General features: G+C 46.6%; 10 protein-coding genes. 2 read left to right on the top strand and 8 right to left on the bottom strand.

The genetic code is table 11. From position 1 onward, the window contains the following. Positions 1–267: 267 nt before the first annotated feature. The 3 genes from JGK22_RS30845 to JGK22_RS30835 form a co-directional block, all read right to left on the bottom strand. Positions 268–834 carry a diheme cytochrome C gene (locus tag JGK22_RS30845; RefSeq protein WP_293186842.1) on the bottom strand — a complete coding sequence of 189 codons (567 nt, stop codon included), beginning with the start codon at positions 832–834 and terminating at the stop codon, positions 268–270. Between the two features lie 73 nt (positions 835–907). After that, positions 908–1,816, bottom strand: coding sequence for an MBL fold metallo-hydrolase (locus tag JGK22_RS30840; RefSeq protein WP_293219044.1), 909 nt, complete (start codon positions 1,814–1,816; stop codon positions 908–910). Between the two features lie 549 nt (positions 1,817–2,365). Beyond that, entirely contained in the window at positions 2,366–2,878 is a 513-nt protein-coding gene (locus tag JGK22_RS30835) for an inorganic diphosphatase (RefSeq protein ID WP_293152463.1), read from the bottom strand. Positions 2,879–2,910: 32 nt separating this feature from the next. On the opposite strand from JGK22_RS30835, the gene JGK22_RS30830 reads away from it, so the two are divergent. After that, complete coding sequence (locus tag JGK22_RS30830; protein WP_293186843.1) at positions 2,911–3,042, top strand: hypothetical protein; 132 nt, start codon at positions 2,911–2,913, stop codon at positions 3,040–3,042. 69 nt (positions 3,043–3,111) lie between these two features. Here JGK22_RS30830 and JGK22_RS30825 read toward each other — a convergent pair whose 3' ends face one another. The 3 genes from JGK22_RS30825 to JGK22_RS30815 form a co-directional block, all read right to left on the bottom strand. Then, entirely contained in the window at positions 3,112–4,503 is a 1,392-nt protein-coding gene (locus JGK22_RS30825) for a serine/threonine-protein kinase (protein ID WP_293314409.1), read from the bottom strand. A gap of 254 nt (positions 4,504–4,757) precedes the next feature. After that, positions 4,758–6,104: a serine/threonine-protein kinase gene (locus JGK22_RS30820; protein ID WP_293199077.1), complete on the bottom strand. Its 1,347-nt coding sequence runs from the start codon at positions 6,102–6,104 to the stop codon at positions 4,758–4,760. Between the two features lie 323 nt (positions 6,105–6,427). Further along, complete coding sequence (locus JGK22_RS30815) at positions 6,428–6,973, bottom strand: inorganic pyrophosphatase (protein ID WP_293186846.1); 546 nt, start codon at positions 6,971–6,973, stop codon at positions 6,428–6,430. A gap of 174 nt (positions 6,974–7,147) precedes the next feature. Between JGK22_RS30815 and JGK22_RS30810 the strand changes: the two genes are divergently transcribed. Beyond that, entirely contained in the window at positions 7,148–7,339 is a 192-nt protein-coding gene (locus JGK22_RS30810; RefSeq protein ID WP_293186847.1) for a hypothetical protein, read from the top strand. Between the two features lie 56 nt (positions 7,340–7,395). On the opposite strand, the gene JGK22_RS30805 is transcribed toward JGK22_RS30810, so the two are convergent. Together JGK22_RS30805 and JGK22_RS30800 are read right to left on the bottom strand one after the other, a co-directional pair. Then, complete coding sequence (locus tag JGK22_RS30805) at positions 7,396–10,614, bottom strand: adenylate/guanylate cyclase domain-containing protein (protein WP_293186848.1); 3,219 nt, start codon at positions 10,612–10,614, stop codon at positions 7,396–7,398. A 236-nt stretch (positions 10,615–10,850) separates the two neighbouring features. After that, positions 10,851–11,233 (bottom strand): hypothetical protein (locus tag JGK22_RS30800; RefSeq protein ID WP_293219050.1); only part of this gene is annotated, 383 nt, incomplete at its 5' end.

The following is an 11,233-nucleotide window of genomic DNA, read 5'->3' as shown; positions in this document are numbered from 1 at the left end:
GCAGACAATAGGAGATGATAACTAATAACTTATATGCGGTCATGCTTCGCCCTCTTCCTTGCGCCAGATGCACCCCGAGGACTAAAGTCCTCACAGATTTTACAAGGTTTGTAGTGAGGACTTCAGTCCTGCTTTTTCCGAGAACAAAAGTCCTCACTACGAACAGATTTTATAAGGTTTGTAGTAAGGACTTCAGTCCTGCTTTTTCAGTAGTTCGATCGCTCAGACTTGAATTCTGATTTTCCTCAATCAAGAACTTAAGATTCCTTACGGGGAATTTTCCCACTCAGGGGTAAGCTGGCGGAAATTGTATTTAGACACACCTGGGTGACAAGTAACGCAACTGCTGATATTTGCTGGTTGCGCCAGCTTGACTCTGGGGTGCAAAGCTTTGAAGTAGCGAGAGGTGGCGACTCGGTAAGCTAGTTCTTCGTCTTTGGCTTCGGGACGGGAAAAAGTTTGCAGGTAGTTCCACACTAGCAGCCGGGGCGGGTCTACTAGGAGTTTCAAGGTTTGTCCGTAGTGTTGGGAATCTTGCAACAAGCGGCGCCAGGTTTCTGTTGGCAATACTTGCGGGGGTAAGCCGATGTGACAGGTGGCGCAGTTTTCTAGGTAGAGTTGCTGTCCGAGTTGGTAGCGTTCGGGGATGCGATCGACAGTGCCATTATCTTCAATAGCAGACACTTGAGCAAGTCGCGCTGGAGTGTTGGAGTTCGCAGTCTGGGCTGCCACCCATCCGCCTCCTGTACAGCAGACAATTATCAACACCAGCAATGTTGAGTAAAGCCCCCGCAAGCCACGAGAGCGATACTTGGGGGGAGTTTCGTGATTCATTCTGTTTCTGCGTTCTGGCTGCTAATTTCTGCGGTCTGGAGGAGTTTTTTCCCAGCCCGCATGGATGGGTTTTCTAGATCACTGGTATGCTCATGCCTTCGCGGGCCAAGCAGCTATTGGCGAATGCTGCCTGCACGTCTGCTTCGACGCGATCGAGAAAATTGTCGTCGTGACCGGGATCGTGGTGAAACATCACGATCTTTTTGACTCCCGCAGCTTTCGCTATTTCTACTCCGGCTTGCCAAGTTGAGTGTCCCCAGCCGACTTTTGGGTTTTTGAAGTCGTAATACTCTTCGTTGGTGTAGTTGGCGTCGTAAATCAGCACGTCTGCGTCGCGAGCTAGGTGTACTACATTTTCGTCCAGCCGATCGGGAAAATGCTCTGTATCGGTGCAGTAGACGGCCGTGTGTCCCTCCCAGGTGACTCGATACCCGATCGCAGTATTGGGGTGATTGAGCAATGCGGTTTCGATTTTCACATCGTCGAGTTCGAGAATATCCCCTGGGGTCAAATCGTTAAATTTGAGGTCTGACTGCATCACCTGGATGGGGACTGGAAAATTGGGGTGGTGCATTTGATCGGCAAGACGCTGTTTGATTGTAGTGCCGTTGGGGGCGATCGCTCCGTAAATGTGAAAGCAGTTCCCCGGGATAAAGGCAGGAGTAAAGAATGGAAATCCTTGAATGTGATCCCAGTGAGTGTGGCTGAAAAACATATGGGCTTCGACCGGCATTTGTCGCAGCAGGTTGAGGCCCAGAACTCGCAGACCGGTGCCACCATCAAAAATCAGGCGTTTTTTCCCCAAGCGCATTTCTACGCAAGAGGTATTACCTCCGTAGCGAATTGTTTTGCTGCCGGGGGTGGCGATGCTGCCCCGCACGCCCCAAAACTGAACGACAAACTCGGTCAAAGGACTATTTTCCATACTGGCTTTCTGATCGGAAGGCTCTGGAGTGGTTTGAGAGGGTGCGGAATCTGGCATCTTTTTTAGGTTTGGGCGCAGGAACTTGGGAGTTGAGATCTTAGTGTTTAGTTTTTAGTGTTTAGTTTTTAGCAATCCGTACTATAAAACGCTTTATAGAAAACTATCCGAGTACCAAACCCGGAAATCAGACTTACCGAACACTTGGGTTGTTAGAAGCCTCAACCCGTGCGCGATCGGTTGCTGTAACAGATATCACGCTTTAGAGACCATTTTTGCACCCTGTGGGCTGCCCGGCGTGCGGAACTGTCCTGAGATTAAGATAGCGTTGATGTCAGTGTTCGGGTAAATTTTCCTCAAAAGTAGAACGCATTCGCCCGCTTGCTGAGAATTTGCGCTTAATCTTACTCTATGACTAGGATTTTTTTCAAGATTGTGCCGGGGGTGGCGGTTTGAGGAATTCCGTTCCGGTGACTGGGGATTCACCAATGATTTTAGATTCTAGCCACCCCCTCCTCGACTGCACGTCCTAGACGCGGATCGGTTGCATTAAGTTCGGCTTCCTGAATTGTTACTCGGGTTGCAGTCGAGGATGCAGGCGCTTGGAACCTATTTGCGATCGGCTGCGATGCACTTTTCGACTAACGGCATTACTAGATCGACATCTTGCCAACCCAGAATTTCGGTCACTTTTTTCTCCAAATTTTTGTAGGTTCTAAAAAATTCGGCTATTTCGTCCAAGCGGTGTGGGGCTACGTCTTTGAGGGACTTATAGTGAGCGTAACGGGGGTCTTTGTCGGGAACGCACAGCAGTTTTTCATCTCTGTCGCCTCCGTCGATCATTTCCAGCATTCCGATCGGACGGGCCGCGATGATGCACCCTGGAAATGTGGGCTCGTCCATCATCACCATGCCGTCGAGGGGGTCACCGTCATCGGCTAAGGTGTTGGGTATGAAGCCATAGTCGCAAGGGTATTGCACTGAGGCATAGAGCACGCGATCGAGTGCAAAGGCTTGCATCTCTTTATCAAACTCGTATTTGTTTTTGCTACCGGCGGTAATTTCGATCAGGACGTTAAGCAGTCCTGGTTTCGGCTGTGCCGGAATTAGCGATAAGTCCACAATAATATCTCCAACTTAACAGATGATCGGGGATGAGTGCTACTTGCCAAATCCCTTTCATAGCATTTTACGGGCGATCGGGATCGATGCTGCATAAAGCTGGATACAAAGCGGGGGAGTGCGAGAAGATACAGCGGACGGGCGGGACATCCCACGAACAATAGATTGGACGGGCGGGACGCCCATCCCACAGTTTGAGAGGGGAATGGTTTGTTTGGGCGATCGAGATATTTTCAGAACCAGATATTATTTTTCCCCTCTGTCAAAGTTTTTTTAATTTTCAATCCCAACCACTGGCTTAGTTCTGTTGCTAACCATGTGATTTCTGATTCACTTAGTCCCTGGTTTTCTCCTAGTTGATATTTTTGCTTGCCAGCTTGAATAAGCATCTGATAAATGTTGGAATTGTATTGCCTAATTTCCAATTGACAAATCTCCTGTCTGGAGATCGATCGTGGATAATTCCATTTCAGCCCTAGAAGATTGCTGGTATAGGAGATTTGATGCCGATCTATTCTAACACGCAATTCCCGAAATGCAGAGAGAAGTGTTACTACTACAGCAGCTAGTAAACTTCCTGATAGCATAATCAACGAATTCCTTAATAAATTATTGATTACCGATAGGTAATTGGAACCACCTATCCTTAAAAGGATATTTGCAGCAACCGCAGCCGAGAACCAGGCAATCAAACTAAAATCGACTTCCTTAGGTGGAATTATAATTTCTATAAACTCCGAATTTTTTGTGAGTTTAATATCGCTTTCTGGCGGTTGCACTACAAGAGGATTTTTTTTGATTTTGTTGATAGCACAGGGATTTTCGTCGAGCGATCGGAATGCTTTATCAGCCGAAGATAACCGTTTTTCCAAGCTCGGTTCGGTCATCCACTCCAGCCAATGAATCAAATTAGGATTGAGGTGCTTCGCGCGATCGGCAAATTGAATTTTCAAATCCTGCTGCGATAGTTCCATGGGATGCAAGCCCGTTACCAAATAAATTAAAGTTCCACCTAAACCGTAAAGGTCAGAAGCCGGAACCGATCGCCCGCCAAATTGTTCCGGTGCCATATATCCATAAGTTCCGACTACTGTAATTGTGCCGCCAAACTTTGCAGCTTGGTTCTGCACCGAACCGAAATCAACTAAATAAACTTGTCCGACACTATGGCCGGATCTGCTGTGTAGTAAGATATTGCTTGGTTTAATATCGCGGTGAATAACAGGCGGATTTTGCTCGTGCAAATACATCAAAATTGCTAACAGCAATTTAGCTAATTCTTTCACCTCACTTTCGCTAAAAGTACGCCCGCAGCGCAAATGTTCTTCTAAAGTTCTTCCCTCTACATAAGTCTGTACCAAGGCAAAGCTTTTACTGTCTGGTTCGTCAATTTCCAGGTAGTCGAGGTGCCGAGGAATTCCTGGGTGAGAAAGTGCTTTTAAAGTTTCCGCTTCCCTTTCAAATAGCTTGAGGTCTTGCCATTCAAAATCGCTACCGAGGAAGAGCTGTTTGATGACAACTAATTCTTGAGTTTGTAAATCGCGAGCCAGCAGCGTTTGGCGACCGGTTTGTTTTCCCAGTATTCGCTGCACTTCATAGCTTTCTGCTAATATTTTACCAGTCATGTTTTATTACCTTTATTTCAATACGGTTCACTTAAGATGGTCATTGCGAGGAACGAAGCAATCACAGTATCTATTTTTCATGAGTTTTCCCTCTTGTCATCTCTTAAGTTAACCGTGTTGACCTTTATTTTAATTTGAAGCGAGCGTCGGGGTTCAGAAATCGGTTTTTTTAGCGAGTCTGGCGGTTACAACGCGTATTTTCGTAAAAACCCGGTTTCTAGAAGTCAGAGTGCCTAATTCCTGTAAATTTTAGATTATAGTCCGCTTGCTTTTTGATACCACCGGGCAATAGACTTGCTAGCTGTCCCCATTGACAGTCCTACAATTAGCGATATTGCAAGTATAAAGCTAATTTCAGACATGGAAAGCTCTCCATCATTAATAATATTCCACGTCCCTTCATCCTTCCAATCCTCCATCATCGGCCACAAGAAAATACTGGTCGCCGAGGTAAATGTCACGATACTAATTGCATTTAAAACCTGTCGGTGAAGTTTGGGATTAGTTAGGGGGGAAAACCAAAAGCACGTCACAATTGCTGCGATTATTCCATTCGCTAACGCCAGAGGCAAGGCGAAAAGAACGCTCCAGAATCCTCCGATAAAAATTTGCTCCCAAAACCCCATCGCAATGATGCTTAAAATTATTACTGCACAAGCTCCTATAGCTTTAGTTCCTGTCGAAATTCCGACCTCGATCGCATTCCAGAACAATTCGTCGGTACTCACAATTTTCCCCTGTCTCACTGGCCGGGAATATTTATCTATTTGCTGCGGTTTTTCCAGAACTTCTTTGGCAATCTGAACTGAGGCGGGACGGCGTTCTAAACTGGGATGCGTCATCCACTTCAGCCAATTGCTAAAACCGGGACTTAATTCCGTGAATTGCTCGAATTCAATCCGCAAATCTTGCTGTGGCAAATCGGCTGGATGCTGCTTGGTAATTAAGGCGATTAATGTTGCTCCCAAGCCGTACAAATCGGAAGCTGGAACTGCTCTCCCGCCAAATTGTTCGGGCGGCATATAACCATAAGTTCCGACAACGGTGACGGTTTTTCCCTGTTGCGTGGCTAGGGTTTGAACAGCACCAAAATCGACTAGGTAGACTTCACCGACGCTATTGCCCGATCGATTTTTGAGCAAAATATTGCTGGGTTTAATGTCGCGGTGAATCACCGGCGGCTGTCGCTGGTGCAGGTATCCGAGGATGTCTAGTAATGCTGTGGCTAATTGTTTGACCTCATTTTCGCTGAAGGTGCGGCCGTCTGAGAGATACTCTTGGAGGGATTTGGCTTCGATATAAGTCTGAACTAGGGCGAATCCTTTGCGGCTGGGTGTGTCGATTTCAAAGGAGTCGAGATATCGGGGAATTGCCGGATGGGATAGGGATTTTAAAGTTTCGACTTCTCGCTGGAACAGTTTCAAGTCTTCCCAGTTGAAATCGCTGCTGAATGACAGGAGTTTGACTACTACTTGCTGTTGGGTTTTTAAGTCGCGGGCTAGTAATGTTTGCCGTCCGGCTTGCTTGCCTAGTCGCCGTGAGCACTTATACCGATTTTCTAATATTTCTCCTAACAAATCCCCGATGTTTTGTCCGCTCATGTTCACCTGCCACTGAAGCGATTGAACCCAGCTTAGCTGGCCAAGCTGCAATTGTCTGCACTTGTTTAAGCGATTTAGATCGAACCTGGTGGTATCGCAATTAATATTACCCACACTCAGGAAACGGCACGTCCAGTTTCCCTAGGATCGATCGGGCTAGGGAAACGGCAATGCCGTTTCCTCCTAGCGAGTTCAGAGTGATTGTTTTGGAGTACGAACGCCGCACGATGCCTTGTCCGACATTGCTACGGCAAAAAACTTTTTTTTGCCAAAGAACCAGCGCCTTTAAACACCATAAAAATGCCCCTGATTCAAGCTTAAATTTAACGTTGAATTTGCTTGTAAATTGACTGCACTACATCTAGCATGGTCATGAGTTGGTGCCATTCGGGAGCGTCTGGTTGGTAGCTTTTTGCCCGCTGAGTTTTTAAACTCTGGTGCAATAAATTCAGCAGCGTCTCTGGAGACTGAAACGAGTTATCATCTTCATCTTTTGGGCTGGAGGCTGCATTTTCTATGGTTTCTTTGATGCTTTGTGCCTTATCTGCGAGACTCAAAGCTCTGCCCGCCATGTTTTCTGGCATTTTGGGCCGTTCCGACAAAGACTGGCGGGTCAGTTCTTCGAGCAGTTGGCGGACTTGAGCCACCCATTCGAGATCGTTTACCGAAAACCAATCAGATTTAAACCCTTGTCCCTGTGGTCTTTGCTGAATGCTTTGTAATTTTTGGAGCAGGGGAAGAGACTTTTGAGTGATGTTTTCGGGGATTCTGGGGATATCTGACAGCGAGCTGCGGGCAATCTCTAGCAATAGTTGGTAAACCTGATCTACCGACTCAATATCTCCCGATTGCGAATTCCAATTATCCATAACTGATGCTAGTAGTTTTCTATATCTAAGACTAGAACGTTAGCTTTCTGCTGAAAGCAAGCTGCTTTTAGGAGGCGCCAAAGTTATTAAGACTTACGGGCGCGGGGTAAAAAACCCGGTTTTTGAGTGGATGTTAGGTCGCCTTTGCCCCAGATTTTTCTTAAAAACTGGGTAATGCTGGCGCAAGTCCTAATTTTTTTTGGAAGCTCTTCTGAAGGTAGAAGTGCTGTGTTTGTTGTCGCCAAACACCGCACAATGCGGGTATCTGGCGGTGGCGAGGCAAGCGATCCCAAGTCCGGTTATCTAACAATCATACCTGCTGGAGCTGATTTAAAATTGCCCCAACAGGATATTAAGGTTAATTGATTGGAGGGGAGGTGCACTCCCGATCGCGATCGCCCCCTCCGCACCGGGTACCGCTGCTATTTTTCTTTGAGATTCCATACGCCGTCCCAGTTTAGTACGTCGGGAGGGCTGAGCTTATATAACCCGCAGCGATCGACGTGCAGTTTAGCTGCCTTGTTTTTGGGTTCAATGTCCAGAACAAGGTTAAATTCGCGTTCTGCGTCTCTAAAAGCTTGCTTGGCTTTTGGTTCTAAGACTTTCTTAAACTCGCTGAGGAGTTTTTTCACGCGATCGAGTCCCAGATTTTCAAATTCCTCCTCTAACATTTCTATCACTGTCTCGGAGGCTTTAATTTTAATTTTAGCCTGCAATAGCTGCCTGATCTGTGCGGGTTTCAGCCTTTTAATTTTAGGATTTGATGGTTCTAAGATGTCTGCTTCCAACAGTTTTTTAACCTCGCCCTCTTGCAACGATTGAATATCGTCTGCTGATAGCTGCTTGATTTTGGCTTGCAGCAACATTTTGGCTTCATCTTCCGAGAGGTTTTTGAGACCTTCCAATTTCAACAGTTGGATTTCTGGCTGCAACAGCACGATTAGTTTATCTGCTTCAGACAGATTTTTGGGATCGTACTCTGACAGCTTTTTGAGTTGATATAACAACTTCTTTAGTTCGTATTCCAACTGTTCCTCGACACTGTAGGAAAGTTTTTTGATTTCTGTCTCCGGCATTTGGGCGACATCATCTAAGATATTTTTCACCTCACTGTCAGATAGTCTGTGAGTGACTGGCGTCTTGTAATGTTCGCGACCCTTATTATAATGTTCTACAACTTGTTGCTGTTTTTCGGTTAGTGACTTGCCAATGGGCGAGTATCCTTCTTTGATGCCGACGAGTTCGTAAATGATAACTGGTTCGCTTTTGCCTTTGACGGTAATGAAGTCGAGTTCCCGCACGTAGACTCTCTCGTGATAATGCTTGTAGGTATTGTCACTAATAATTAAGTCAGTTCCGTACTGCTTGCTGGCGCCTTCTAAGCGAGAGGCGAGGTTGACGCCATCTCCTATAGAAGTCAATTCCATGCGTTTACTTGAGCCAATGTTGCCACTGACAACTTGATCGGAATGTATGCCCATACCAATACTGATGGGCAACTCACCATTAGCTATACGATCGAGATTGAATTTATCGAGTTCTGCTCGCATTTTCACTGCCGTTTGCATCGCGCACCAAGCATGATCTTCTAGGGGCGCCGGAGAGCCGAAAACTGCCATCAGAGCGTCGCCGATGTATTTGTCGAGAGTGCCTCCGTACTCGAATACGACATCTACCATCACTTCAAAATACTTGTTGAGCATCACCACCACTTCTTCAGCTTGCAATTTTTCCGTAAGTGTGGTATAGCTGCGAATATCTGAGAACAGCACCGAAACTTCCTTGCGCTTGCCGCCCAATCCTGTATCCCCTGAAGCTAACAGTGCTTCGGCTACTTCTGGGGTCATGTAACGGTACATCAAGTTTTTGACTTGCTTGGCGCTGCTAATATCTTCCATGACGACTAACGCGCCGTTGACTTTGTTGGGATCGGTAGCATCGGTCATTGAGTTGATCGAGAGATTGATACTCTGCGATTTTCCTTCACAGGAGAGCAAAACTTGATCGGGGTAATACTGCTGGCGATCGTTATCGTCTTCTGGAGACAAAGACGCATCGAACCACTTGGCAAAATCGCCTTTTTCTAACTTAATTAACTCGCGCAAAGATTGGCCTTCTGCTAATTCTGCCTCGCTGACACCGAGTAATTTTTGGGCGCTGGGATTTGTCGCAACTATATTGCCTTTTTTATCTGTAGAAATCACGCCGTTAGTCAGGGCGTGCAGCATATCTTTTTGTCTTTGTTCTTGCTGTTTGACTTCTGCAAACAGTTTGGCATTTTGCAGGGCCACTCCTGCTTGGATGTTAAACGACTGCATAAAGTCCAGGTCGTTTTTATTGAAACTCGCTTTCCACTGTTCGGGGGCCTGAGGCCAATCTGCCGGGTTGTAGGGCGGGAATTCTCCTTGTCGTTTTTTGTTGACTAACTGCGTAACTCCAATCAATTTGTTGTCGGAGTTAAACACTGGCATACACAGCATACTGCAAGTGCGGTAGCCTGTTTTTTGGTCGGTATCTCGCGAAGTTTTGGCGCGGGGGTCGTCGTACACGTCAAAGGAAATCAGCAGGTGTTCGCTGGATTGGGCGACGATTCCTGCAAAACCGGCTGTTCTGGGTATGCGAATTTCTGTAAGTGTGCCTTCTTTGTTGGGAAGTTTCGTCCACAGTTCATCTTTATCTTCGTCGATCAGCCAGAGGGTGCTGCGATCGGCATTCATGAGTTCTTTGGCCTGATCCATGACCCTTTTGAGGGTATCTTCTAAGTCGAGACTGCTCTTAGAAAGAGCGTTTACGGCATTCATCAGCGCCGTGGCGGCCCGCTGTCTCTGAGTTGCTGCGTAGAAAGATTTGGAGGATTCTAGAATTAGGCGAATTGAGGGAGCAAATTCATTGAAAACTCGTTCGTCTTCTTCCGTGAATCCAGCCCTGTCGATTTGTCGATCTAAACTAGCGTGATTTTGGTGATCGGGTTTTAGTTTATTAATCAGTTGAACGACTGCTACTAACTCGTTTGTTTCTTCCTTTAGCAGGGGCATTGCCAGCATTGTATAAGTGCGGTAGCCCGTTTTTTCTTCAACTTTTTTGGCGTTAGCCGATCGCGAATCGTTGTAAAAATCGTAAGGGATGTTAACCACTTTTTTCTCGGTGGCTACTTCTCCGGCGATGCCCACGTGGGCGGGAACTCTGATTTCTATGCTTTTGCCATTTTCGTCTTTGGCAACTTTTGCCCAGAGTTCATTTTTGTCGTCGTCTAATAAAAATATCGTAGTGCGATCGGCATTGAGCAATTCCCCTGTTTTGAGGGTAATCGACTGCAACATATCGTTGAGGATAGCGTCAAATCCCTCGCTCTCCAGGATGTTATCGAGCATTCCCAGGGTTTGATTGACAACCTTAAGTTTTTCTTCTACTTCCTTAACTGCTGCTACGGAACTTTCCTTATTTAGGTGAGCAAGAATGTTTGTGACTCCTTGGCGCGGGATAATTGCACTGCTGCTGGTAGGGGCAGGAGCAACCACGGGTTCGGGAGAGGGAGAAGGCGTAGGGGTAGAGTAGGGTTGATTATTTTCACTGCTGATAGGAGTGACATCTATCACGTTGTCCAGAGAAGAGTAATTTGTGGAAGATGCAGGAGGATTCATAGACCTTTACAGAAGCTTAAGTGTAAGGGTTAGTCTAAGCTAGGACAGCGGGCAAGTTCATCTTTTGAGTGAGACAGGTCGCACCTGACTCAAGTATGTGTGAAACTATTTCCCAGTTTACAGAAGTCCGGGCCTAGGGCAAGGGAGGTTCAGTTGGCATTGCTGCTCAACTGCTAGTGATACGGTAAAGCAACGGTGTGATTGCTGGAATCTTTTTAGAGATTGCGAATGGTGTTTTAATGGTTTATTAACTGATTTTGGCATTGTGCGCCCGGTTGAATTAGGTTTGCCCTATTCCAGAGATCGCCGACACGAACAGGAATGCGTGCTGCGGAACTGCTGAAAAACGGATGGCATTGTAGGATTAGCCGCAATTGTGACACCACCCATTGTTGGTGATGTGTGCCCTTCTGTACACAATTGTGGTTTTTAACTAGAATTTCTGTCAATTTTGCTGCTATACCCTTGCATCCCCAGACTTTAGTCTGGGGGCTGCGAGCTTTTTTGTAAGATTGGCGGTTTTGAACCTCCCCAGGGCTAAAGCGACGGGGATTCGGGCCCACCCAAAAGGGCGACAGTGGGACATTCAAATATCCCTCTAGACCCTCAAGCTTGTGGC

The sequence above is a fragment of the Microcoleus sp. PH2017_08_TRC_O_A genome (assembly GCF_020738665.1).
GTDB lineage: Bacteria > Cyanobacteriota > Cyanobacteriia > Cyanobacteriales > Microcoleaceae > Microcoleus.
This window is presented reverse-complemented; position numbering and strand designations above follow the sequence as displayed.

Excerpts from the sequence above, each read along its gene's own strand:
- JGK22_RS30845 (WP_293186842.1), bottom strand. The coding sequence starts at position 834 with ATGAATCACGAAACTCCCCCCAAGTATCGCTCTCGTGGCTTGCGGGGG.
- JGK22_RS30820 (WP_293199077.1), bottom strand. The coding sequence starts at position 6,104 with ATGAGCGGACAAAACATCGGGGATTTGTTAGGAGAAATATTAGAAAAT.
- JGK22_RS30825 (WP_293314409.1), bottom strand. The coding sequence starts at position 4,503 with ATGACTGGTAAAATATTAGCAGAAAGCTATGAAGTGCAGCGAATACTG.
- JGK22_RS30815 (WP_293186846.1), bottom strand. The coding sequence starts at position 6,973 with ATGGATAATTGGAATTCGCAATCGGGAGATATTGAGTCGGTAGATCAG.
- JGK22_RS30840 (WP_293219044.1), bottom strand. The coding sequence starts at position 1,816 with ATGCCAGATTCCGCACCCTCTCAAACCACTCCAGAGCCTTCCGATCAG.
- JGK22_RS30830 (WP_293186843.1), top strand. The coding sequence starts at position 2,911 with ATGAGTGCTACTTGCCAAATCCCTTTCATAGCATTTTACGGGCGATCG.
- JGK22_RS30810 (WP_293186847.1), top strand. The coding sequence starts at position 7,148 with ATGCTGGCGCAAGTCCTAATTTTTTTTGGAAGCTCTTCTGAAGGTAGA.
- JGK22_RS30805 (WP_293186848.1), bottom strand. The coding sequence starts at position 10,614 with ATGAATCCTCCTGCATCTTCCACAAATTACTCTTCTCTGGACAACGTG.